The sequence below is a fragment of the Frigoribacterium sp. CFBP 8759 genome, assembly GCF_014841655.1.
In the GTDB taxonomy this organism is placed as follows: domain Bacteria; phylum Actinomycetota; class Actinomycetes; order Actinomycetales; family Microbacteriaceae; genus Frigoribacterium.
This window is the reverse complement of sequence record NZ_JACYUH010000003.1, coordinates 631,909-656,036: the sequence shown is the minus strand read 5'-3', so window position 1 is coordinate 656,036 and position 24,128 is coordinate 631,909. Positions and strand designations below refer to the sequence as shown.

At 70.5% G+C, this 24,128-nt stretch carries 20 protein-coding genes; 8 read left to right on the top strand and 12 right to left on the bottom strand.

Annotated elements, in window-relative coordinates:
• Window positions 1-74 precede the first annotated feature (74 nt).
• Window positions 75-785 carry a phosphatase PAP2 family protein gene (locus IFT79_RS13260; protein WP_192124615.1) on the bottom strand — a complete coding sequence of 237 codons (711 nt, stop codon included), beginning with the start codon at window positions 783-785 and terminating at the stop codon, window positions 75-77.
• 75 nt (window positions 786-860) lie between these two features.
• On the bottom strand, window positions 861-2,090 hold the full coding sequence (locus IFT79_RS13255) for a multidrug effflux MFS transporter (RefSeq protein ID WP_056046500.1): 1,230 nt from the start codon (window positions 2,088-2,090) through the stop codon (window positions 861-863).
• A gap of 384 nt (window positions 2,091-2,474) precedes the next feature.
• Here IFT79_RS13255 and IFT79_RS13250 point away from each other — a divergent pair, with 384 nt between their 5' ends.
• The gene (locus IFT79_RS13250; protein WP_043592905.1) at window positions 2,475-3,041 is read left to right on the top strand and encodes a TetR/AcrR family transcriptional regulator; all 567 of its coding nucleotides are present in this window, start codon (window positions 2,475-2,477) and stop codon (window positions 3,039-3,041) included.
• 46 nt (window positions 3,042-3,087) lie between these two features.
• On the opposite strand, the gene IFT79_RS13245 is transcribed toward IFT79_RS13250, so the two are convergent.
• Window positions 3,088-3,642, bottom strand: coding sequence for an MOSC domain-containing protein (locus tag IFT79_RS13245; protein ID WP_267658742.1), 555 nt, complete (start codon window positions 3,640-3,642; stop codon window positions 3,088-3,090).
• Window positions 3,643-3,828: 186 nt separating this feature from the next.
• Here IFT79_RS13245 and IFT79_RS13240 point away from each other — a divergent pair, with 186 nt between their 5' ends.
• Window positions 3,829-4,242 carry a hypothetical protein gene (locus IFT79_RS13240; RefSeq protein ID WP_192124613.1) on the top strand — a complete coding sequence of 138 codons (414 nt, stop codon included), beginning with the start codon at window positions 3,829-3,831 and terminating at the stop codon, window positions 4,240-4,242.
• Between the two features lie 236 nt (window positions 4,243-4,478).
• Window positions 4,479-4,889 (top strand): hypothetical protein, encoded by a 411-nt coding sequence (locus tag IFT79_RS13235; RefSeq protein ID WP_192124611.1) that lies wholly within the window; start codon window positions 4,479-4,481, stop codon window positions 4,887-4,889.
• 96 nt (window positions 4,890-4,985) lie between these two features.
• On the opposite strand, the gene IFT79_RS13230 is transcribed toward IFT79_RS13235, so the two are convergent.
• From IFT79_RS13230 to IFT79_RS13210, 5 genes are all read right to left on the bottom strand, one after another.
• Window positions 4,986-6,083, bottom strand: a complete 1,098-nt coding sequence (locus tag IFT79_RS13230; RefSeq protein WP_192124609.1) for a substrate-binding domain-containing protein — start codon at window positions 6,081-6,083, stop codon at window positions 4,986-4,988.
• 110 nt (window positions 6,084-6,193) lie between these two features.
• Complete coding sequence (gene mmsB / locus IFT79_RS13225; RefSeq protein ID WP_420709660.1) at window positions 6,194-7,552, bottom strand: multiple monosaccharide ABC transporter permease; 1,359 nt, start codon at window positions 7,550-7,552, stop codon at window positions 6,194-6,196.
• Window positions 7,553-7,557: 5 nt separating this feature from the next.
• Entirely contained in the window at window positions 7,558-9,108 is a 1,551-nt protein-coding gene (gene mmsA / locus IFT79_RS13220) for a multiple monosaccharide ABC transporter ATP-binding protein (protein ID WP_056046505.1), read from the bottom strand.
• Between the two features lie 332 nt (window positions 9,109-9,440).
• Entirely contained in the window at window positions 9,441-10,460 is a 1,020-nt protein-coding gene (locus IFT79_RS13215; RefSeq protein ID WP_233568360.1) for a LacI family DNA-binding transcriptional regulator, read from the bottom strand.
• A gap of 166 nt (window positions 10,461-10,626) precedes the next feature.
• Window positions 10,627-12,009 carry an MFS transporter gene (locus tag IFT79_RS13210; RefSeq protein ID WP_192124605.1) on the bottom strand — a complete coding sequence of 461 codons (1,383 nt, stop codon included), beginning with the start codon at window positions 12,007-12,009 and terminating at the stop codon, window positions 10,627-10,629.
• 94 nt (window positions 12,010-12,103) lie between these two features.
• Between IFT79_RS13210 and IFT79_RS13205 the strand changes: the two genes are divergently transcribed.
• Window positions 12,104-13,972, top strand: a complete 1,869-nt coding sequence (locus tag IFT79_RS13205; RefSeq protein WP_192124603.1) for a cell wall-binding repeat-containing protein — start codon at window positions 12,104-12,106, stop codon at window positions 13,970-13,972.
• 100 nt (window positions 13,973-14,072) lie between these two features.
• On the opposite strand, the gene IFT79_RS13200 is transcribed toward IFT79_RS13205, so the two are convergent.
• Both IFT79_RS13200 and IFT79_RS13195 read right to left on the bottom strand, forming a co-directional pair.
• The gene (locus IFT79_RS13200) at window positions 14,073-15,227 is read right to left on the bottom strand and encodes a cystathionine gamma-synthase (RefSeq protein ID WP_056046507.1); all 1,155 of its coding nucleotides are present in this window, start codon (window positions 15,225-15,227) and stop codon (window positions 14,073-14,075) included.
• A 94-nt stretch (window positions 15,228-15,321) separates the two neighbouring features.
• Window positions 15,322-16,686 (bottom strand): cystathionine beta-synthase, encoded by a 1,365-nt coding sequence (locus IFT79_RS13195; protein WP_056046509.1) that lies wholly within the window; start codon window positions 16,684-16,686, stop codon window positions 15,322-15,324.
• 245 nt (window positions 16,687-16,931) lie between these two features.
• Between IFT79_RS13195 and IFT79_RS16735 the strand changes: the two genes are divergently transcribed.
• Together IFT79_RS16735 and IFT79_RS13185 are read left to right on the top strand one after the other, a co-directional pair.
• Complete coding sequence (locus IFT79_RS16735) at window positions 16,932-17,606, top strand: DUF3105 domain-containing protein (RefSeq protein ID WP_056046511.1); 675 nt, start codon at window positions 16,932-16,934, stop codon at window positions 17,604-17,606.
• The gene (locus IFT79_RS13185; protein WP_173151313.1) at window positions 17,603-18,337 is read left to right on the top strand and encodes a DUF305 domain-containing protein; all 735 of its coding nucleotides are present in this window, start codon (window positions 17,603-17,605) and stop codon (window positions 18,335-18,337) included. Before IFT79_RS16735 ends, IFT79_RS13185 begins: the two co-directional genes overlap by 4 nt.
• 12 nt (window positions 18,338-18,349) lie before the next feature.
• Here the strand turns inward: IFT79_RS13185 and IFT79_RS13180 are convergent, their stop codons facing one another.
• Window positions 18,350-20,224 carry an ABC transporter ATP-binding protein gene (locus tag IFT79_RS13180; protein ID WP_173151315.1) on the bottom strand — a complete coding sequence of 625 codons (1,875 nt, stop codon included), beginning with the start codon at window positions 20,222-20,224 and terminating at the stop codon, window positions 18,350-18,352.
• Between the two features lie 302 nt (window positions 20,225-20,526).
• Here IFT79_RS13180 and IFT79_RS13175 point away from each other — a divergent pair, with 302 nt between their 5' ends.
• A complete protein-coding gene (locus IFT79_RS13175) occupies window positions 20,527-22,122 on the top strand; it encodes a LuxR C-terminal-related transcriptional regulator (RefSeq protein ID WP_192124602.1) in 1,596 nt (531 codons plus the stop codon).
• 42 nt (window positions 22,123-22,164) lie between these two features.
• Window positions 22,165-23,607: an APC family permease gene (locus tag IFT79_RS13170; RefSeq protein ID WP_159826117.1), complete on the top strand. Its 1,443-nt coding sequence runs from the start codon at window positions 22,165-22,167 to the stop codon at window positions 23,605-23,607.
• A gap of 129 nt (window positions 23,608-23,736) precedes the next feature.
• Here IFT79_RS13170 and rplL read toward each other — a convergent pair whose 3' ends face one another.
• Window positions 23,737-24,120, bottom strand: coding sequence for a 50S ribosomal protein L7/L12 (gene rplL / locus IFT79_RS13165; RefSeq protein WP_056046519.1), 384 nt, complete (start codon window positions 24,118-24,120; stop codon window positions 23,737-23,739).
• Window positions 24,121-24,128: the final 8 nt, after the last annotated feature.

Sequence of the window (24,128 nt, the reverse complement as noted above, 5' to 3'; positions counted from 1 at the left end):
TCCGGACCCGCCCGTGATCGACCGCGCGAGCGGCGCCGAGAGCGCCCCGGTCGTCGACCCCGCGAGCGGCACCGTCAGGCGTGGCGCCCCTGCCAGATCCAGCCGCGACCCCGCACGTGCTCCTGCTCGTCGAGCAGCCGGTGCGCGACCGGGGCCCAGAGGACGACCGCGACCCCGGCACCGATCAGCAGCCCGCCGATCGTGTCGGTCAGCCAGTGCGCCCCGAGGTAGGTGCGGCTGAGCAGCATCAGCACCGTGTAGGCCGCGCCTGCGACCCACACCCAGACGCGTCGCAGGATCACCCCGAGCACGACGGCCAGCGTCGCGGCGTTGGACGTGTGGCCCGAGGGGAACGAGCCGTAGTCGCTCACCACGAGAATGTCCTCGGGACGGGCCCGGCCGAACGTGTGCTTGACGACCTGGACCACGCCCGCGCTGAGCGCGCAGGCGGCGATCCAGTAGAGCGCGGCCCAGGGGCGACGGCGCAGCAGGAAGAGCGCGGCGACGCCCAGCGGGACGACGAAGACGCCGACCACGCCCGCGCCGATCGAGTTGAAGATCAACGAGGGGACGTCCCAGAACGGGCTGCGGTGCTCGACCAGTTCGCCCATGAACCGCTCGTCGACGCCGATCACCCCCGCCCGGGCCGTGATCACGACGCCGAGCAGCAGCACGACGCCGATGGCGCCGAGCGCGCTGAACACCCACCAGCGGCGCTGCACGCGGCGGGCCACCCGTTCTTCGGACGGCGAGGCGGGCTTCGGGGCGAGCGGGTCGGTGCGCATCCCCAGACGGTACCGGGAGGCGCGGGTCGGCGACCGGGAGGCCCCGGTCGGCGACGGATGACCGGGAGGCGCGGGTCAGCGACCCAGCGCCGGCACCGTCCGCGGGCGCACCAGCAGCCACAGGCTCGCGATGGCCACGCACGAGGTGGCGACCATGACGCTGCCCATCGGCACGGCGGACCCGATGCCGAGGAAGCCGACCACCGGCGAGATGAGCCCCGCCAGGCCGAAGTTCAGCGCGCCGAGCAACGACGCCGCCGTCCCTGCCTCCTTGCCGTGGTTGGCGAGCCCGAGCACCTGGACCTGCGGGAACGAGAAGCCGCAGGCCGCGATGAAGAACCACAGCGGCACGAGGATGCCCACGAGCCCGGCACCGAGCGAGTCGAGCACGACGATCGACGCGGCGGCGAGCAGCAGGACGATCGTCGAGCAGGCGAGGATCCACTGCGGCCCGACCCGCCGGGCCAGCCGCGAGCTGATCTGCACGCCGGCGACGATCCCGAGCGAGTTGATCGCGAACAGGTAGCCGTACTGCTGGGCGTTCAGGCCGTAGACCTCCTGGAAGAGGAACGACGAGGCCGAGAGGTACGAGAACAGACCCGAGAAGACCATCGCCCCGATCAGGGCGACGCCGACGAAGATCCGGTCGCTGAAGAGCACCTTGTAGCGCTGCCCGAGGGTCGTGTGCCCGGCCTCGTGCCGCCGAGCGGGCGGCAGGGTCTCGACGATCAGGAAGATCGCGGCGATGATCACGAACGCGCCGTAGGCCACGAGGAACACGAAGATGCCGCGCCAGCTGGTGAAGGCCAGCAGCTGCGAGCCGATGACGGGCGCGACGATGGGGGCGAGCCCGTTCACCAGGGCGAGACGCGACAGCATGCGCACGAGCGGCAGCCCACCGAACAGGTCGCGCACCGTCGCCATGGCGACGACGCCCCCGGCGGCGGCACCCATGCCCTGCAGCACCCGGAACACGGCGAGCAGCTCGATGGTCGGCGCGCTGGCGGCGCCGATGCTGGCGAGGATGTGCACGGCGGTCGCGACGATCAGCGGCGTGCGACGGCCGACCTTGTCGCTCCACGGCCCGACCAGCAGCTGCCCCACGCCGAAGCCGATCGTCGTGGCCGTCAGCGTCAGCTGGATGACGCCGCTGTCGACGGAGAAGTCCCGGCTGAGTTCGGGGAACGCCGGCAGGTAGAGGTCGATCGTGAACGGCCCGAGCGCGGTGAGCGCGCCGAGCACGACGACGTAGACGAGCCGCTGGCGGCGGGTCAGGGAGTCACCCGGGTGGACGACGGTGGTCACGAGGCAGGTCCTGTCTGGGGGGTCGCGGAGGGGCGGTCACGGAGGGAGGGCACGGGGCGGTCACGGAGGGAGGGCACGGGGCGGTCACGGATCGGGGCACGCGAGGAGGCGCGGCCACGACGACGAGGCCGGCTCGCGGCTCGAATCGATGCGACCGGGCCGTCGCGCACGACCACCACGAGATCGCAGGGGGTGGGAGGAGGGAGGGGAACGGCGTCGCTGCACGACACCCGTCGGTTCTCAGCCTAACCCTGCCGTGCACCCCCGCGACAGACCTTCCGCCTCGGCGGCTCGCGCCGTGCCGTGTCGGCGCGTCGGCCCGGTCTAGGCTCGACCTGGCCTCGGACGCGATCGTCCCGTCCGAGCACCCGAGGAGGAACGTCCATGGTCGACGCGCGCATCGTCCAGACCACGAAGGCACTGCACGCCGCCGTCGTCGAGCTCGCCTCGACCCGGCCCGTGTCGAGCATCTCGGTCGCCGACGTCACCCGGGCCGCGGGCATCAACCGCGCCACGTTCTACAGCCACGCGACCTCGCCCGGCAGCCTGCTCACCGCGGTGCTCACCCCCGAGCTCGACGCGATCCGTGACGAGGACCACGCGCTGCGGCTCGACGGCCGGGCCGACGGCCCCGACGCGACGCGGCGTGCGATGGAGAAGGTCGTCGACCACGTCGTGCGGTACCGCGAGATCTACCGTCTCGCCCTGCCCGACCCGCTCGACGCGTCGATCCACCAGGCGCTGGCCCGCCACTTCGAGGAGTCGAGCGTGCAGCACCTCGCCGGCCTGCCCGCCGGCAGCCTCCCCGAGGGGCTCGCGGTGCACATCGCCGCCGGCCACCTGGCACACGGGCTCGTGGGAGCCGTCGAGGCCTGGCTCGGCGGCAAGCGGACGAGCCGCCGCGCCCTGCTCGACACCATGAACCTCATGCTGCCCACCTGGTGGGGTTGACCCGCAGCGCTCCCCGTTCCGACGGCTCGGCGGGCCGCCCAGCCGCCTAGGAGGCGCGCAGCAGTCCCGGCCCCACGCGCAGCACCCCGTCGGTGAGCGGTTCGCATCGCACTCCCCCGCGGCCCCGGAGCGCGCGGAAGGCCCCCGCGCCGAACACCACGTCCATCCACGCGCACGGGTTCGCCGCCCGGTTCGCGCGGAACGACACCGGGCCGTCGCCCGTGTCGAGGTCGAACTCGCGACCCACGAGGGCGTCGACGTCGATGCCGCGCACGACCACGTTGCGACGCGTCAGGGCGGCGTCGAGCACCGTGCCCTCAGGCAGACCGAGCTCGCGGGCCAGGTGCCCGAGCTGCTCGGCGGCGAAGAGGGTGACCGAGGCCCCGCGGTGCGCCGGGGCGTTGAAGTAGCGGTCGCCCACGATGCCGAGGTAGGCGCGCACGGTGACGGCGTCGTGCGACTCGGGGCCCGTGGTCGGGGCCGGGGCCGGGCCGTCGGCGGGGCGGCCGACGTAGCGGGACCGGGGCGAGGCGAGCAGCAGTTCGACCCTCACGGGAGAGGCGCCCGAGACGGGCAGCCGATCGTCCGGTCCTCGGGGCACGGGCCGAGCTTAGCCATCCGGCACCGCGGGACACCCCGTCAACGGTGAGACGCGCGAGGATGGGTCCTCGTGTCGTCCTCCGGTCCTCACAAATGTGGACTGGACCCCGCCACTCCTCAGGGCCAATGTGATGCCTGTGCAGAGTTGCACGACGGGCAACGACCCGGACACAGAGAAGAGACACCCATGAACAATCCCTCGATCGGTCGGACCGGCGCGATGAAGATCCTGATCACGATGGTCACCGCCATCGCCCTCCTCTTCGCGGGAACGGTGGCGTCACCGCAGGCCGCTCACGCCGACGTCGCGGGCAAGTACACCTGGGTCTGCATCGCGTCGAACGGCTCGAGCAACACGCTTCGCTCGGGTGCCGCCCTGAGCACCTGCAAGGGCTCGTACCTGAAGGGGTACATCAGCGGCAAGCAGGTCATCTCGATCGAAATGACGGGCAGCGGCAAGGTGGCGACGAACAACTTCACCCCGGAATGCATCGTCGCGACCTTCGGTGGCGTCATGAAGATCATCTCGACCGGTGGGGTCGGACTCCTCGTGTCCGTCAACAACGCCGCGTCGAAGCAGAAGGGCGCCTGTCACGCGTGATTCGCGGGCGGACCTGATCCACGCCTGAATCGGACCGGCCGGACTCTCGAACGAGGGTCCGGCCGGTTCTGTCCGTGCGTGTACACGCACACCCAAGTCGGCGGATCGATCAGGGTAGACTCGTCTGTCCGATTACGCTCACATGTCGACGAGACGGTACCAGCGGGGCACTCCGGATGCTTGCCTGTAATCGGCCTCGCAAAGCCGCGAGGTCGTGACGAAAGAGAGGCAGCATCATGAACACCTCTGTGAACACCACGAAAAGGAAGACCTTCGCCAAGGTCGCGACGACGATGGCAGCCGCCGCCGCACTGGTGGTCGGCGGTTCGACTGCGGCCCAGGCCGACCCCGCGGGCCAGTACTACTACGTCTGCGTCCAACCCGACGGCTCGAGCCTGACCTTGCCGGCCGGCACGTCCCTGCAGACCTGCCGAGGATCGTACTTGCAGAAGTACCTCGACGGAAAGCTGATCAGCTCGGCGAACCTGGCCGCACCGGGTCAGGTGGCCGACCCCAACGCCATCACGATCGACTGCGCGATCGGTCTGGCAGGCACGGCGATCGCCGTGTACACGACGGCCGGGGCCGTCGCCTACGTCGGTCTCGCGCTCGGCGGGCTCGGGACCTATCGCGCCTGCACCGCTTGACGGCTGGAACGTCAAGAGCCGGTCACCCCTGATGGGGTGACCGGCTCCGTTCGTCCGTCGGCCGACGCGAAGACACCGTCGACGGTAGAGGGCGGGTTACTTGGTGAGCGGCTCGAGCGTCGTGTCGTTGGCGTACGCCTCGGCGGCGTTGTCCTTGGTCACGATCTGCGGGGGCAGCAGGTAGGCCGGGACGACCTTGCTGCCGTTGTCGTACGACTTGTCGTCGTTCGTCTCGGCCTTGTCGCCCTTGCTGAGCGAGCTGACCATCGCGACGGCCTGCTTCACGAGGTTGCGGGTGTCCTTGTTGATGGTGGAGTACTGCTCGCCGGCCATGATCGACTTGACCGACTCGACCTCGGAGTCCTGACCGGTGACGACCGGGATGTCCTTGCCGGCCTGCTTCACCGAGGTGATGATGGCGCGGGCCAGGGTGTCGTTCGGGCTGAGGACGCCGTCGAGCTCGGTGGAGCCGTAGGTGCTGGTGAGCAGCGAGTCCATGCGGCGCTGGGCGTTCTCGGGCTTCCAGCCGTCGGTCGCCGTCTGCTTGATGTCGGTCTGACCCGAGGCGACGACGAGGGTGCCGTCGTCGATCTTGGGCTGCAGGACGCTCATCGCACCGTCGAAGAAGACCTTCGAGTTGGCGTCGTCGGACGAGCCGGAGAACAGCTCGATGTTGTAGGGCCCCTCGGCCTTCTTGGCGGCCATGCCGTCGAGCAGGGCCTGGCCCTGGAGCTCGCCGACCTTGAAGTTGTCGTACGCCACGTAGTAGTCGACGTCGTCGGTGTTGAGGATGAGACGGTCGTAGGCGATGACCACGGCGCCGGCGTCGTGGGCCGCCTTGACCTGCGTCCCGAGCTGACCGCCGTCGGCGGCACCGATGACGATGACCTTGGCGCCCTTGGTGACCATCGACTGGACGATCTCCTGCTGGTTCGCCACAGGGGCGGACGCGGCAGCGTACTGGACGTCGGGTTTGAATCCGGCGTCGGTGATGTCCTGGGTGAAGAGGTCGCCGGCGAGGACCCAGTTCTCGCTGGTCTTGGCGGGCAGGGCCACGCCGACGAGGGAGCCGGACTCAAAACCGGTCGCCGCGTCTCCCGAACCCGCGTCGGTGCGGGTCGAGTTCGAGCAGCCGCTCAGGATCAGCGTCGTTGCTGCGGCGACCGCGAGGGTCGTCAGCGCGAGTTTGCGCATGCTGTGTCTACTTTCTCGTTGTGAGGGGTGGTGCCGTGTGGTCGCCCGCGGTGCGGACTCCCGGTGGAGGCGCGCCCGGCCGTCGATGGACGGGCGCGCGGGTGGTGGGTCTAGTTGGGCGTGGTGGCCTTGGGTCGCTGCACGTCCGAGATGTCGCCGTTCGGGGTGAGGGCGGGCTCGGTCGTCTCGGCGTCGCGGCCGACACCGCTCTGGGTGCCCGAGGGCAGGTCGGAGGCGGCGATGCCGTTCTTGTCGCGACGCAGGCCCCGGGTGAGGAAACCGGTGATCGAGGGCCGACCCTGGCTCTTGTTGTAGACGTCGACGGCGACGGCGATGAGCAGGACGAGGCCCTTGATCATCTGGACCTTGTCGGACTCGACCCCGAGCAGCTGCAGCCCATTGTTGAGGACGGCGATGACGAATCCACCGACGATCGATCCGGTCACCGTTCCGATGCCGCCGGCGACCGCCGCACCACCGATGAATACGGAGGCGATGGCATCGAGCTCCCAGCTCACCCCGTCCTGGGGGCCGGAGGCACCGGCCCGAGCGACGTAGATCATGCCTGCCAGCGCGGCCAGCACGGACATGTTCATCATGACGAAGAAGTTGATGCGCTTCGCCTTGACGCCCGAGAGCTCGGCGGCGTGCGAGTTGCCACCCACCGCGTAGATGTGCCGACCGAAGATCGTGTTCTGCGTGACGAAACCGTAGACCAGGACGAGTACGCCGAGGATGATGCCCGACACGGGGAACGAGGTGCCGACGCGTCCGCCACCGAAGAGCGTCGCGGCGTAGGCGATGATCCCCACGAGCACGACCAGCTTTACGAGACTGACCCAGAGAGGGGCCCGTTCGGAACCCATCTTCTGCTGGATGCGGCGCAGGCGGAACTCGTTGTAGACCACGGCGACGATGATCACCAGGCCGAGCAGCAGGGTCGCGTTGTTGTAGCCGGTGTTCGGACCGAACTCGGGCAGGTAGCCCGCGCCGATGACCGTGAAGGCCTCGGGCACCGGCAGGGTCGTGGCGTCGCCGACGAACTGGTTAGCACCACGGAACAAGAGCATGCCAGCGAGGGTCACGATGAACGCGGGGACACCCACGTACGCGACCCAGAAGCCGTGCCAGGCCCCGATGGCGGCCCCGACCACGAGGCCGAAGACGATGGCGAGCGGCCATGGGAAGTTCCAGTTGCTCATGGCGGTGGCGACCATGATGCCGACGAAGGCGGCGACCGAACCGACCGAGAGGTCGATGTGCCCGGCGACGATCACCATCACCATGCCGATGGCGAGGATCAGGATGTACGAGTACTGGCTCACGAGGGCGATCAGGTTCGGCGGGTCGAGCGTCAGGCCACCGGTCAACACTTGGAAGAACACGATCGCCACGACGAGCGTCGCGATCATGCCGAACTGGCGCGCGTTCGACGTGTTGCCGCCGAACACCTTCTTCAGGTCTTTGATGCCACTCATGCGGCTTGCTCCTTCTTCTTCGAGGTCATGGTTCGCATGAGCGTCTCGGCGTCGGCCTCGGAGGCCTCGATCTCGTTCGTGACGGAACCCTCGAAGATCGTGTAGATGCGATCGGAGAGCCCCAGCAGCTCGGGCAGTTCGGACGAGATGACGATCACGCCTTTGCCCTGGGCCGCGAGCTGGTTGATGATGTTGTAGATCTCGAACTTGGCGCCCACGTCGATGCCTCGCGTGGGCTCGTCGAGGATGAGCAGGTCGGGGTCGGTGAACATCCACTTCGCCAGGACGACCTTCTGCTGGTTGCCGCCGGAGAGCTTGGCGACCCCCTCGTCGACCGTGGGGGTCTTGACGCGCAGGCTCTTGCGGTAGTCCTCGGCGATCGAGTGCTCTTCGTATGTGTTGACCACGGAGGCCTTCGAGATCTTGGTCAGCTTGGCCGCGACCGTCGAGCGCTTGATGTCGTCGAGCAGGTTGAGCCCCAGCACCTTCCGGTCTTCGGAGACGTAGGCCAGGCCGTTGTCGATCGCGTCCGAGACGTTCTTGATCTCGATCTTCCGGCCGTCCTTGACGATCTCGCCCGAGACGAACTGACCGTACGAGCGACCGAAGATGCTCATCGCGAGTTCGGTGCGACCGGCGCCCATCAGGCCGGCCAGGCCGACGATCTCGCCCTTGCGCACGGTGATGGACGAGCCCTTGCAGACGAAGCGTTCGGCCGTCTGCGGGTGGCGCACCCACCAGTCCTTGACCTCGAAGAAGACCTCTCCGATCTTCGGGGTGCGGTCGGGGAATCGGCTGGCCAGGTTGCGGCCGACCATGCCGCGGATGATGCGGTCCTCGTTGACGCCGTCCTCTTTCACGTCGAGCGTCTCGATGGTCTTGCCGTCACGGATGATCGTGATGGAGTCGGCGATGGCCTCGATCTCGTTGAGCTTGTGGCTGATCATGATCGACGAGATGCCGCGACCCTTGAGGCCGCGGATGAGGTCGAGCAGGTGCTGCGAGTCGGCCTCGTTGAGGGCCGCGGTCGGCTCGTCGAGGATCAGCAGCTTGACGTTCTTGTTCAGCGCCTTGGCGATCTCGACGAGCTGCTGCTTGCCGACGCCGAGGTTCTTGATGGCGGTGTCGGGGTCGTCCTTGAGGCCGACGCGGGCGAGCAGGTCGATGGCCTTCGTCTTCGCCGCGCGCCAGTCGATGGCCCCGAAGCGGGTCGGCTCGTTGCCGAGGAAGATGTTCTCGGTGATCGAGAGCTCGGGGATCAGCGCCAGCTCCTGGTGGATGATGACGATGCCCTGCGACTCGCTCGAGCGGATGTCGCGGAACCGCATCTCGGCACCCTGGTAGACGATGTCGCCCGTGTAGGTGCCGAACGGGTAGACACCCGAGAGGACCTTCATCAGCGTCGACTTGCCGGCGCCGTTCTCGCCGCAGATCGCGTGCACCTCACCGGCGCGGACCTGCATCGACACGTCGTCGAGCGCCTTGACGCCCGGGAACTCCTTCGTGATGGAGCGCATCTCGAGGATGACGGGAGAGTCAACGCCCATGCGGGGCACCCCCGGGGATGTGGCTGCTCGCGAGCTGTTCGCTCTGCGTCACGGCACTGGGCACGTCGTCCTCGACCTTCGACCTCGTCGTCGTCCGCCGGTGATGTGCACCGACGGGCATCCTGTGATTCGTCGCCGCCGTGCCGGGCCGTCCGTCGAGCCTGGCGAAGGGGCCGGACCCGCCGAATGTGACCGTTCACACTGCGACTGGAGCAAAGCTAATCCCGAGAGGGGGTGCTGTCAAATGCCGATGCCGATCCGTTATCGAACGCGGGCCGACCGACGCGCGCCGCGCCTCCTGACGGCTCGTCCCGCCGTGCCGTGACGGGCCGTCAGAGGAACCAGGGGCGCGAGGTCGACCCGCGCACCACCAGTTCCGGAGGGATCAAGGTGCGATCGACGACCGTGCCGCCCTCGAGCTCGGCCACGACGAGTTCGACGGCGCGTCGGCCGATCAGGGCGAAGTCCTGACGCACGGTCGTGAGCGGCGGCCACAGGTGCGGTGCGGTCGGCGAGTCGTCGAAGCCGACGACGCTGACCTCGCGGGGCACGTCGACGTCGGCCTCGCGGAAGGCGTGCAGCAGCCCCACGGCCATCAGGTCGTTGGCCGAGAACACGGCGGTGAAGTCGCGGCGACGCAGCAGCTCCTGCCCGGCCGTGTAGCCGAAGTCGGCCGTCAGGTCGCCGAGGATGGGCGGCTCGATCGACAACTCGGCCTCGCCCATCTCGAAGAGGAAGCCCTGCATCCGCTCGTCGGCCTCGATCCAGTCCTGGGGTCCGGCGACGTGCACGATGTGCCGGTGACCGAGGTCGATCAGGTGCCGGGTGGCGAGGCGCGCCCCTTCGAACTGGTCGACCGAGAGGCTGTGCGCCCGGGCCCGCTGCGTCGAGTCGAGCGCGACGATGGGGACGTCGAGGTCGAGCTCGTCGATGACGTCGAAGAACTTGCGTTGCGGGGCGATGACGATGATCGCCTCGACCGCCTGGTTGGTGAGCAGCTGCAGGCTCGCCCGGACGTCGTCCGACACCGTCGTCGTGCTCGCGATGCTCAGCCGGTAGCCGGCCGTCCGGGCCGCGACCTCGATAGCGTTGACGATCGTCTGCGGACCGAAGTGGACGTTCTGCAGGGTGAGCACGCCGATGGCCTTCGACCGGCTGGTGACCAGCGCCCGCGCGGCCTGGTTCGGTCGGTAGCCGATCTCGTCGATGACGTCGAGCACCTTCTGCCGCGTGCTCGGCCGGATGCTGGGACTGTCGTTGAGCACACGCGAGACGGTCTGGTACGAGACACCTGCGAGAGCGGCCACGTCGCGGATGTTGGGAGCACGCACCTTGTCGATGTCAGGCTTCACCGTCGCTCCGTCGCTCTGTGACCGGGCGATGTGACCGTACACATCGTCGTCCGGAGACCATTATGCATTCCCCGGAGGTCGCCGACGTCCCGGACGGGGGTCACCGCCCCGTCGCGACGCCCGGCGCCGATGGAGCGCCACCACGGTCGGCGGGCAGGAGGCGCGGTCACCGCCCCCGGGGCACCGCGCGGCCGCTCAGGGCGAGGGCGAGCACCGCGACGCCCGTGCCGACGGCGAAGCAGGCGACGAAGGCGAGGGGGCTGGACGCGCCGCCGAGCACCCCGAACGCGGCGCCGGTCAAGGCCAGCGCGACGGCCGAACCGGTGGAGTCGGCGATGGTCAACGCCGAACTGTTGAACCCGCGCTCGGACTCGGTCGACAGCGCGAGGACGAGTACCGAGAAGCGGGGGTACATGAACCCCATGCCGAATCCGGCGACGGCCCAGGTCGCTATGAGGAAGGCCGGGGGCAGGTGGAACAGGGGGGTCAGCGCGGCGACCACGACGCCGAGGAGCACGAGGACGATGCCGATGCGGATGCCGTCGCGCTGGGCCACCCGGTCGCTGAGCCTGCCCTGCACCCAGCTCGCGAACGCCCAGCCGAGCGCCCCCAGGGTCAGCGTCACGCCGGAGGCCGAGGCGCTGAAGTCGTATTCGGCCGAGAGCATGTACGGGATGTAGACCTCGCTGCCGAGGAACGCCGCCCCCACGAGACCGCGCAGCAGCACCAGGGTGGGCAACCCCGGGGCGGCGCGCAGCGTGCCCGGCGGCAACAGGGGCCGGAGCGCCACGGCGAGCACGACCACCGCCACCACGATGACCACGACGGTCAACCAGGTCGGGAACTCGGAGACCAGGTTGAGGGCCAGCACGCCGAGGGCCGCGCCGACCGACCAGAGGATGCGGCCGATGCTCCAGGGCACGCGCCGCCCACCCTCGGCCACCTCGGGCGGAGGGACGCGACGCAGGCTCGGCAGGACGGCGAAGAACGCGGGCACGGCGAGGCCGAGCGCACCGAGGAAGACCCAGTGCCAGCCGACCGTCTCGGCCACGACGCCCGCGACGAGTGGCCCGACGAGACCCGGGACGACCCAGGCCGCGGCGAACCCCGCGAAGATCGACGGGTGCAGGCCCGGCGGGTAGAGCCGGGCGACCATGACGTAGAGCCCGACGATGACCGCGCCGGAGCCGACGCCCTGCACCAGACGGCCGAGCAGCAGCACGACCATGTCGGGCGCGGTGCCGACGACGAGCAGCCCGACGGCGAACAGCAGCATCGAGGCGATGACCACGACGCGCGGCCCGCTGCGGTCGGCCCAGTTGCCCGCCACCACCATGCCGACCAGGCCGGACGCGAGGGGCGCCGCGAAGCTGAGCGAGTAGAGCGCTTCGCCGTCGAGCTCACGGCTGATGATCGGCATGATCGTCGTGACCGCGAGCGACTCGAACGCCGCGATGCCGATCAGGGCGCACATGCCGAGGGTGGCCAGCCGGTACCGACCGCTGAGCACGCCCTCGGGGCGGGTGCTCAAGGCGGCGGCGTCGGTCATGTCGTCAGCCTAGGCCGAGCCACCGACGGCACCCCCTCCCCTAGGATCGCCCTCAGGCGGCGAGGGGCGTCGCCTGCGTCTGGGGGTCTGTCTCGTGTCCACTTCTTCTCACCGTGCCGGGTCCGTCCGCGGTCTCGCCCTGACGGTCGCCCTCGGCGTCGTCCTCGGGCTCGGGACGACCACGGTCGCCGTCGCGGCTCCCGTCACCGCCGGTTCGACCTCGTCCCCGACGCTCGCCCAGCAGGACGCGGGTTCCGACCACGAGATGGGGGCATCGGGCGGCACCCGGGACGGGGCCGACGAACGCCTCTCGCGCGCCGCGGCCGTCTCGCCTCCTCGTGGCGTGCCCGGCTTCGACGTCAGCTCGTACCAGCCGTCCCCCGACTTCGCCGCCGCGCGTTCGGCGGGCGCCCGCTTCACGTTCGTCAAGGCCTCCGAGGGCGTGCCCGGCACCTACACGAACGGCAACCCCACCGGCAGCACCAACCGCTACCGTTCCGCCCAGTTCGCCGGCGCGCAGGCGGCGGGGCTGACGGCCGGTTTCTACCACTACGCGTTGCCCTTCTACTCGTCCGGGGCACCGCAGGCGCAGTTCTTCCTCGACAACGCCACGGCCTGGAGACCCGGCATGCTGCCCCCGGTGCTCGACGTCGAGGTGTCGACCAACCCGACCAAGCAGGGTGGACGCTGCTGGGGGCTGTCGCAGTCCGAGATGGTCACCTGGATCCAGTCGTGGATCGGCACCGTCGTCGCCCAGCAGGGCGTCCAGCCGCTCATCTACACCAACCAGGACTTCTGGAGCTCGTGCACGGGCAACAGCTCGGCGTTCCCGAAGGACCGCCTCTTCGTCGCGTACTACCCGACGGCGACCACGAACACCCCAGTCGCCCCGCCGACCTCGTCCTTCGCGACCTGGACGTTCTGGCAGTGGTCCCAGACCGAGGACTCGCCCTACCCCGGTGACCAGGACGTGTTCAACGGCTCCGAGGCCGACCTCGCGGCCCTCACCCGCCCGACCACCCCGGCCGTGGGCCGTCTCTCGGGAGCCGACGCCTTCGCCACCGCGGCGACCATCGCCGCCAGCGCCTTCACCCCGCCGGTCGTCGTGAACGGCAACGCCCCGACCAAGGCCTCGATCCCCCTGGTCTACGTCGCGTCGCGCAGCACCTACCCCGACGCCCTCGCCGGAGGCGCGGCCGCCGGCTACCGGGGCGCTCCTGTCCTCCTGACCTACCCCGACACCCTGCCCGACGCGACCCGCGCCCAACTGGCCGAGCTCCGCCCGCAACGCGTCGTCGTCCTGGGCGGGGTGGCCGCTGTCTCCGACACGGTGCGTCAGCAGCTCTCCCAGATCGCGACCACCGGCGCCGCCGGTGTCACCCGTGTCTCGGGTGCGGATCGTTTCGACACGTCTGCGACGATCTCGAGCACGACCTTCCCGAAGGGTCGGGGCGGGACGGCCTACGTCGCGACCGGCCTGGACTTCCCCGACGCCCTCTCGGGCGCAGCCCTGGCCGGCGGCCCCGACAAGGGCCCGATGCTGCTCACGCGGCCCGACGCCCTGCCGCAGACGGTCTCGGCCGAGCTCACCCGGCTGGCCCCCGCACGCATCGTCGTGCTCGGCGGGGTCAACGCGGTGGGAGAATCGGTCATCGCCCAGCTCCGGGCCGTCGCGCCCACGTCGCGGCTCTCGGGTGCCGACCGTTTCGACACCTCGGCCGTCATCGCCGCCGCCGGCTACCCCACCGGTTCCGACGTGGCGTTCGTCTCGACGGGTGTGAACTTCCCCGACGCGCTCGCCGGAGCACCGACCGCGGGCCGGCTGGGAGGTCCCGTCCTGCTCACGCGACCCGACGCGCTGCCCGTGAGCGTGCGCACCGCCCTGACGAAGCTCGGCACCGACGGCCTGGTCGTGCTGGGTGGCCCCAACGCCGTCAGCCCGGCGGTCGAGGCCGGACTCTGACCGGAGCCCGTCCCTGACGGACGCGCTCGACGTGGCCACGTGACGGAGGCGCGGTGCGGGACCACCCGCACCGCGCCTCCGTCGTCTCTCGCGAGGTCGCCTACGCGTCGAGGCGGGCGAGCGCCTGCGTGACGTCGCCGAGCAGGTCGTCGACGTCCTCGATGCCGACCGACAGCCGCACGATGGAGTCCGGCACCTCGAGCTCGGTGCCGCGCACCGAGGCGTGGGTCATCTCGCTCGGGTAGCCGATCAGCGACTCGACGCCGCCGAGCGACTCGGCCAGCTGGAACAGCTCGGTCGACTCGGCGAACCGTCGGGCCGCGGCGGCGCCCGCGCTCAGCTGCACCGAGAGCATGCCGCCGAACGCCCGCATCTGCCGGGCGGCGAGTTCGTGGCCCGGGTGCGACTCGAGCCCCGGGTAGTAGACGCGCTCGACCGCCGCGTGCCCCTCGAGGGCCCGGGCGATGGCGAGGGCGTTCGACGAGTGGCGGTCGACGCGCACGCCGAGCGTCTTGATGCCGCGCACCGTGAGCCACGCCTCCATCGGCGCCGACACGGCACCGACGCCGAACTGGACGAAGCCGACCTTCGCGGCGAGCTCGTCGTCGCGCACGACGACGGCTCCGCCCACGACGTCCGAGTGACCGCCGATGTACTTCGTCGTCGAGTGGACGACCGCGTCGGCCCCCAGGGCGAGGGGCTGCTGCAGGTACGGCGACGCGAACGTGTTGTCGACGACGACGACGGCCCCGGCCGCGTGCCCGATCTCGGCGAGCGCCGCGATGTCGCTGATCTTCATCAGCGGGTTGCTCGGGGTCTCGACCCAGAGCACGGCCGTCGGAGCGGCCTGGACCGCGGCGCGCACGGCGTCGAGGTCGCTCATCTCGACGGTGTCGAGCGTGACGCCCCAGGGCACCCACACCCGGTTGACGAGGCGGTGCGTGCCGCCGTAGACGTCGTTGCCCATGACGATGCGCGTGCCGGGCGCCAGGACCGAACGCAGCAGCGCGTCCTCGGCCGACAGCCCCGAGGCGAAGCTGAACGCGGCGCTGCCGCCCTCGAGGTCGGCGAGCAGGGTCTGCAGCGAGTCGCGCGTCGGGTTCGCCGACCGCGCGTACTCGTAGCCGCCGCGGAACCCGCCGATGCCGTCCTGGACGAACGTCGACGACTGGTAGATCGGGGGGACGACGGCACCGGTGGTGGGGTCGAAGTCCTGGCCGGCGTGGATCGCCCTGGTCGAGAAGCCGTGGGTCATGAGGATGTCCTTTCGAGGGGGACGGGTGGTGCAGACGGAGGGGGGACGAGGAGGCGCGGGCCGGGCCGCCGGGTGACGGTGCCGCCCCGGCCGCTCAGGAGGACAGGAAGGAGAGGACGTCCTGTCGGGTGACGACGCCGACCGGGCGGCCGTCGTCGGTGACGAGCAGGGCGTCGACGGACTCGAGCGCGGACCGGGCCGCCGAGACGGGTTCGTTCACGCCGATCAGGGGCAGGGGGTCGCCGAGGTACGCCGAGACGGCGTCGCCCATGGTCGCGCCCCCGCGGAAGATGGCCTCGAGCAACGCCTTCTCCTCGATGGCACCGACGACCTCGCCGATGACGACCGGGGGCTCGGCCGAGAGCACGGGCATCTGCGAGACGCCGTAGGTCTTCATGATGCCGATCACGTCGTGGACGGTGTCGGACGGGTGGGCGTGGACGAGGTCGGGCAACTGCCCGGTCTTGGAGGCGATCAGATCGCGGACCGACCGCTCGTCGTGGCTGACGCCGAAGCCGTACGAGCGCATCCACGCGTCGTTGAAGATCTTGCCGAGGTAGCCGCGCCCGCCGTCGGGCAGCAGGGCGACGACGACGTCGTCCGGGCCGAGCTCGCGGGCCACGTCGAGGGCGGCCGCGACGGCCAGGCCGGACGAGCCGCCGACCAGCAGTCCCTCCTCGCGGGCGAGGCGCCGGGTCAGCTCGAACGAACGGGCGTCGTCCGCGGCGATGATGCGGTCGACGACCGAGGGGTCGTAGGCGGCCGGCCAGAAGTCCTCGCCGACGCCCTCGAGAAGGTAGGGGCGGCCGGTGCCCCCGCTGTAGACGCTGCCCTCGGGATCGGCGCCGACGACCTGCACCGCGCCTCCGGACACCTCTTTGAGGTAGCGGCCGGTACCGCTGATGGTGCCGCCGGTGCCCACGCCCGCGACGAAGTGCGTGATGCGGCCGTCGGTGTCGCGCCAGATCTCGGGGCCCGTCGTCTCGTAGTGGCTGAGCGGCCCGTTGGGGTTGGCGTACTGGTTCGGCTTGAACGCCCCGGGGATCTCGCGCGCGAGGCGGTCGGAGACGCTGTAGTAGGACTCGGGGCTGGTCGGCTCGACGGCGGTCGGGGTGACGACGATCTCGGCGCCGTAGGCCTTGAGCACGTTGCGCTTGTCCTCGCCGACCTTGTCGGGCAGGACGAAGACGCAGCGGTAACCGCGCTGCTGGGCGACGAGGGCGAGGCCCACCCCGGTGTTGCCGCTGGTCGGCTCGACGATGGTGCCCCCGGGCCCGAGCAGGCCGTCGCGCTCGGCCGCGTCGATGATGCGCGTCGCGATGCGGTCCTTCGACGAACCGCCCGGGTTGACGTACTCGACCTTGACGAGCACGGTCGCCGTGATGCCCTCGGTCACCTTGTTCAGCTTGACGAGCGGCGTGTCACCGATCAGGTCGAGGACGGTCTCGGCGTACTTCACGGGTGCTCCGGTTCTCGCGGGGCCCTCGTGGGGCGCGCGCAGGTCGACGACTCGGGTGGTCGGGTCGGTCGGGGCGTCCCCGCCGGACCCGTTCGTCGAGTCTAACGACGGGGTCGTGGCGTGTGACGGAGGGTCGGCGGGCCCGACCTGCTGGCACGCGCCTCCCAGGCAGTCGTGAGAGAAAATGGTTGACGCATCCACGATCGGGTGCGTCCCGACCACCTCCCCGACCCCAGAGGACCCCCGTGGCCAGCAGCGACAAGCCGACCGACAAACCCACCGTCAAGCAGCAGCGAGACGCCCGGCGTCACGAGAAGGTGGCCGAGCTCAAGCGGCAACAGGCCCGGGCGAAGCGCAACCGCACCATCGGCATCGTCACCGCCTCGGTCGCGGGCGCGGCGGCGATCGCGCTGGTCGTCACCTTCGTCGTGACGAGCGGCCAGCCGCGGCAGGACCCCCAGGCCATCGAGATCGACGGCGTGAAGACCTACTCCGACCTCACCGCGAACCACGTCGGCGGCAGCGTCGACTACGCGATGACCCCTCCCGCGGGCGGCGACCACAACCAGATCTGGCTGAACTGCGGCGTCTACACCGAGCCCGTGCCGAACGAGAACGCCGTCCACGACCTCGAGCACGGCGCCGTCTGGTTCACCTACGACCCCGAGCAGGTCAGCGAGGCCGAGATCGAGGCGCTGCGCGACTTCGCCCCCGACACGTACGCGGTCGTCTCGCCCTACGAGGGCCTCGACTCCCCCATGTACGTCTCGGCCTGGGGCGCCCAGTTGCCCTTCGCGAACGTGACCGACGACGAGGCCACCGTGTCCGACTTCGTCACCAAGTACTGGAAGTCCACGAACGCCCCCGAGCCCGGTGCGCCGTGCAGCGGCGGCGTGGACGGCACCGGCAAGATCGCGTGACGGCACCGGGGCACGACGACGACGCGACCGACGGGGCGGGACCGCACCGCGCCTCCTCGGGTCGTCGGCTGAGGCTGGTGATCGCGGGGGTCCTGACCGTGGCGATCGTGCTGCTGGTCGGCGTCGCGCTCGGGCGGCTCAGCTCGCCCACCCCCGTCACGCCCGGTACGGACAGCGTCGAGGCGGGGTTCTCGCGCGACATGCAGGTGCACCACGAGCAGGCCGTGCAGATGGCGATGATGGTCCGCGACCGGACCGACGACCCCGCGGTGCGCTCGTTGGCCTACGACATGGCCCTCACGCAGTCGCAGCAGGCCGGTCAGATGTACGCCTGGCTCGAGCTGTGGCGCCTCCCGCAGGCGCCCTCGGAGCCGACCATGACCTGGATGACCCGACCGACCCTCGACGGGGACTACGGCAGCCACCACATGACCGACGACGGAGGCGCGGGCGGCTCGGCCACGCCCGTCGCCACCCACGAACCCGGCGGCCGCATGCCGGGGCTGGCGACCGACGAGCAGCTGGCGGCACTGGCCTCGGCGAACGGCGTCGAGGCCGAGCGGATCTTCCTGACCCTGATGATCGCGCACCACGAGGGCGGCATCGAGATGGCCGACGCCGTCCTGGCGCGCAGCGAGGTGCCGCAGGTGCGGGCCTTCGCCTCGGGCATGCTGCAGACGCAGCAGAGCGAGGTCGACGCCATGCAGGCGATGCTCGTCGAGCGCGGCTGACGGGACGCAGCGCTACGACGACACCTGCTGCCCGTACAGCTCGGCGTACACCCCGCCCAGGGCGAGCAGCTCGTCAGGCGTCCCTCGCTCGACGACGCGACCGGCCACCACGACGAACACGACGTCCGCGTCGCGCACGGTCGAGAGCCGGTGCGCGATGGCGATCGTCGTCCGGCCACGGGTCGCCGTGTCGAGGGCCTCTTGCACCACGCGCTCGGACACCGTGTCGAGGGCGCTCGTCGCCTCGTCGAGGACCATGACGGCGGGGTCCTTCAACAGGACGCGAGCGATGGCGATGCGTTGTTTCTCGCCGCCCGAGAGGCGATAGCCCCGCTCGCCCACGATCGTGTCGTAACCGTCGGGGAACGACGCGATGGTCTCGTGGATGTTCGCCTGCCGGGCTGCGTCGACCAACTGTTCGTCGGTCGCGTCGGGTCGCGCGTACCGGAGGTTGTCGCCGATGCTGGCGTGGAAGAGGTAGGTCTCTTGGCTGACGATGCCGATGTTGCCGACCAGCGATTCTTGGTCGAGGCGCCGGACGTCGGTGCCGGCGAATCGCACCGCCCCGCCGGACGCCTCGTAGAACCGCGGGATCAGGTACGAGACGGTCGTCTTGCCCGCACCGCTCGGGCCGACGAAGGCGGCGAACTGGCCGGGCGCGATGTCGAACGAGACGCCGTCGAGGGTCTTCTGCCCCGGCTCGGCGTCGGGGTACGAGAACGAGACGTCGTCGAACTCGACCCGGCCGAGCTGCGTCTCGTCGACCGGCTCGGCCGAGGGGTCGTTCGTGATCGCCGGGTGGAGGTCGAGGTACTCGAAGATGCGCGCGAAGAGCGCTCCGGAGGTCTGCAGGTCGAGGGCCACCCGCAGCAGCCCCATGAGCGGGAAGGTCAAGCGGGCCTGCACCGTGGTGAAGGCCACGATCGTGCCCGCCGTCACGGGCACGTCACGGAGGATCAGCCAGGCCGCGACCAGGTAGATGAGGGCGGGGATGACCGAGAGGAAGATCTGGACGACGGCGAAGAACCACTGCCCGCTCATCTGCTGACGCACCTGCAACCCGATCTGGGTGCGGTTCTCCGCCGAGTAGCGCTCGACCTCGGCGCGCTGCTGGTTGAAGCTCTTCGCCAACAGGATGCCGCTGACGCTCAGCGCCTCCTGCGTGATGGCGGTCATGTCGCTGAGCGACTCCTGCGTCTTGGTGGCGATGCGGGCGCGCACCTGGCCCACCCGTCGCTGGGCCACCACCAGCAGCGGCAGCAGGACGACCGTGACGACGGTCATCTGCCAGCTGAGCACGAGCATGGACACGAAGGCCGCGATGACCGTGACCGTGTTGCCGAGGACGCTCGAGATGGTGTTGCTCAGCACGTTCGCGACGCCGCCGACGTCGTTCTGCAGGCGCGACTGGATGACCCCGGTCTTGGTGCGGGTGAAGAACGCGAGCTCCATGCGCTGCAGGTGGCCGAAGAGGCGGATGCGCAACGCACCCATCACCTTGTTGCCGACCGTGGCGGTCAGGTACGTCTGCCAGACGCCGATGCCGGCGGACAGCACCCAGAGTCCCACCATGGCGCCCACGAGTTCGAGCAGCACGGGCACGTCGGGACCGCCCTGGGGGAACAACCCCCGGTCGAACGCCTGCTTGGTGAGCAGCGGTGGAGCCACGCTGACGGCGGCCCCGATCAGGACGAGCACGACGGTGACGACGAGGGCCCGCCGGTGCGGGGCGAACAGGCCGCGGATGCGACGGAACAGGTCGGGGATGCGCGGCGCGGTGGCGTTCGCCGCACGCTGGGCCTCGGCGTCGCCGCTCGAGACCCGGCCGGACCCGCCCGGTCGGCCTCCGCCCCGGGGACCGCCTGCGGGGGCGTGCATCGAACTCATGCGGTCAGCGTAGGCCCGACCCCCGTCACGAGTGGCCCACCGTCGGACGTCGACGCGTCGTCGCCGTTCGCGGTTGCCGTCACCGTTGCCGTCCCCCGGAAAAGAGCCTCACCGCGACACGCCGCGACACGCCGTAGAACGACCGTTCGTCCCCCAGTTGTGGGCGCAATGCCCGACAGACCATACGGCGTAATGAACACTCAGTTTAGTATGGCGGTGTCGGTGCACCTGACCAGGCTCCGGCAGCCGCGTTCTCCCTACCCGACGGGCGAGCCTCCCGAAGCGGCCGAGCTAGGACCATCGTGAACACGTCGAACCCCACGGCCGTCGAACCGCCGAGTGCCGAACTGCAGCCCGCCGACCACCGGGCCGCTCTCGATGCCATCGAGCAGGGCTGGACCCAGATCGCCCCCTTGCAGGGAGCGCGTCTGCGCGAGGCCATCCGCTCGACGCCCGAAGAGGAATGGCGCGGCCGACCCCGCATCCTGCTCGCCCTGGCGGCGAGCCACCGCTCGGTCGGCTCCCGCTCGCGCAGTGCGGCCCTGCCCTGGTTCCGCGGCGTCGCCAAGGCGCTCGACGCCGACCCCGACCTGCCGCTCGACATCCGGGCGGGCTACCACGTGCACCTCGGGGCGTCGCTGCGCACCCTCGGCAACTTCGTCGTGGCCCACGAGCACCTCGAGGTCGCCCGGACCCTCATCGAGAACGACCTCGCCGAGTCGATCAGCGTGCGCATCTCGCTCAGCGCCTCCTTCTCGTTGCAGCTCGGCCTCATCCGGCTGCACTACGGCGAGATCGACCAGGCCCGCTTCGCCCTGAGCCTCGCGAACGGTCTCGGCGAGGACCACCTCAGCACCGCCGAGCGGGTCGAGTGCCTCTCGGCGCTCGCCTTCGTCGCGATGCTGATCGGCGACTTCGACCTCGCCGACCGCCACGTCGACCTCGCCCGCGAGCTCGCCGACGGCACCGACCTGCTGGGGAGCTCGTTCGGGGCCCTCACCCAGATCACGCGCGTGCACCTCGCCCTCGAACGCGGTGAGGCCGTGAGCGGCCACGAGGGTCTGCTCGCCGACGTGCGGCAGGCGTCGCGCGGCAGCGACTGGGAGGCGCTCGGCCTGTTCGCCGAAGCGCACGTGCTGCTGTCCGAGGGCCGCTACATCGAGGTGCTCGACCTGCTGGCGCGGATCACCCGCACCATCGACGGGTTCACCGGGCACAGTGCCCTCACCGACTCGGCCACGGTGTTGCGGGCCGAGACCATGCGCCTGCTCGGTCAGCCGCACGAGGCCCGTCGACTCGCGTCGTCGGTGACGTCGTCGCACCACCACATCCGCTGTCCCGGTCGCGTGCTCGCCCTCGTGCACCTCGCCGCCGGTGAACCCGAGGCCGCCCTCGAGGCGCTCGAACCGTGCCTCGCCATCGGCGACCTGCACAGCGAGCGCACGATGGGCCAGGTGCACGCCCTCCAGGCGGCCGCACACCTCGCCCTCGGCGACGCCGCGCGCAGCGACATCGCCTTCGACCAGGCCCTGCTGAGCGCGGGTCACAACGGGTCGATCTGGCTCTTCGCCACCCTGCCGGAGGACGTCCTCGACCACCTCGTGCAGCGCGCCGTCGGCCGTCGTCAGCCGGCCGCCATCGTCGGGGTGCTCGACCGCCTGCGCGGGACCACGGCCGACGTCGTGCCCCAGCTCGCCGAGCCGCTGAGCGACCGCGAGCTCGTGATCGTCCGCCACCTGGCCACCGGTCAGACCCTCGGCCAGATCGGCAGCCAGCTGTTCATCTCGGTCAACACCGTCAAGAGCCACGTCCGCAGCATCTACCGCAAGCTGCAGGCGTCGTCGCGGCGCGAGGCGATGACCCGCGTCAAGCAGCTCGGCCTCGACCTCGACGACTAGGGACGAGGAGGCGCGGTGCCGGCCGTGGGGTAACCTCTCGCGGTGCCCCACGAGTCCCGCGTCACGTCCCGTCCGTCCCTCCTCGCCCAGCTGAGGGCGCGCAAACCCCTCGAGGCCTACGTCGCCGAGAGCGCGGCATCCGCCGACGGCGGCCCCCGTCTGCGACGCACCCTGGGCGTCTGGCACCTCACGGCGATCAGCATCGGGGCGACCCTCGGCACGGGCATCCTGGTCGTGCTGGGCACCGCCGTCCCGCTGGCCGGCCCCGCCGTCTGGATCTCTTTCGTGCTCGCGGGCGTCGCGGCCCTGCTGTCGGCCCTGTCGTACGCCGAGATGGCGGGCAGCGTGCCCGTGTCGGGGTCGAGTTACTCGTACGCGTACGCGACGCTCGGCGAGGGCATCGCGTGGGTCTGCGGGTGGTGCCTCGTGCTCGAGTACGCCGTCTCGGTCGCGGCCGTCGCCGTCGGGGCGGGGCAGTACGTGAACGAGGCCCTCGACGTGTTCGGGCTCGCCCTGCCGGCCGCGATCGCCGAGCCCCCGGGCGCCGGCGGCGTCCTCAACCTGCCCGCCGCGGTCCTCGTCCTGCTCGCCACCCTCGTGCTCGTTCCCGGCGCCCGGGAGAGCGCCTGGGTCAACACCCTGCTCGTCGTCGTCAAGGTGGCGCTCCTCGTGTTCTTCGTCGCCGTCGCCTTCACGGCCTTCCGCGCCGGGAACTTCGAGCCGCTGGCACCGATGGGCGCGGCCGGCGTCTCGGCGGCGGCCTCGCGCCTGTTCTTCTCGTACATCGGCTTCGACGCGGCGTCCACGGCCGGTGAAGAGGCCCGCGACGCGAAGCGCGACCTGCCGCGCGCCATCATCGCCTCGATCGTGATCATCACGGTGCTCTACATCCTCGTGGCCGTCGCCGCGATCGGCGCGCGCCCGTGGACGACCTTCACCGACGGCGAGGCGACCCTCGTCACGATCGTCGCCGACATCACGGGGCAGCCGTGGGTCGCCTTCCTCTTCGCCGTGACCGCCGTGGCGGCGATCGCGAGCGTCGTGTTGACGGTGCTCTACGGTCAGACGCGCATCTTCGTCTCGATGGCCCGCGACGGCCTCGTGCCCCGCGTCCTCGGCCGCGTCTCGGCGCGCACGCAGACACCCGTCGCCGGCACCCTGATCGTCGGCGGAGCCGTGGCCGTCGCGGCGGCGGTGATCCCCCTGGGCGCCCTGGCCGACGCGACGAGCATCGGCACGCTCTTCGCCTTCGCCCTGGTCAACGTGTCGGTCATCTGGCTGCGGCGCAACCGACCGGAGCTCGACCGCACCTACAAGGTGCCGCTCTACCCGCTGACCCCTGTCCTCGGCTGCGCCTTCTGCGTGCTGCTCATGGTGACCCTCGGGTGGGTCACCTGGGCGGCCTTCGCCGTCTGGATGGTCGTGGGCACCGCGGTGTACCTCGGGTACGGCCGCCGACACTCGGTCCTGGCCCGCGCCTCCTGATCCGGCCCTCCGCGTGGTCGGCGGGTCGCAGCGGAAACGCCAGAAGGCGCCACCCCGAGGGGTGGCGCCTTCCGTATGGTGCTGAGCAGACGTGCCGCTCAAGCGCAGAGGGCCGCGAGGGCCCGCCGACTACTTGAGGGTGATCGTCGCGCCGGCGGCCTCGAGCTGAGCCTTGGCCTTCTCGGCGGCGTCCTTCGTGGCACCCTCGAGGACGGTGCTGGGGGCACCGTCGACGACGGCCTTGGCCTCGCCGAGACCGAGGCTCGTGAGCGCGCGGACCTCTTTGATGACCTGGATCTTCTTGTCGCCGGCAGCCTCGAGGACGACGTCGAAAGCGGTCTGCTCTTCGACCTCTTCAGCGGCGGCGGCGGGGCCGGCGGCACCGGCAGCGGCCACGGGGGCAGCAGCGGTGACCTCGAAGACCTCTTCGAACTTCTTCACGAAGTCGCTGAGCTCGATGAGCGTGAGCTCCTTGAAGGCCTCGATCAGTTCGTCCTGCGTGAGCTTCGCCATGGTGTTCT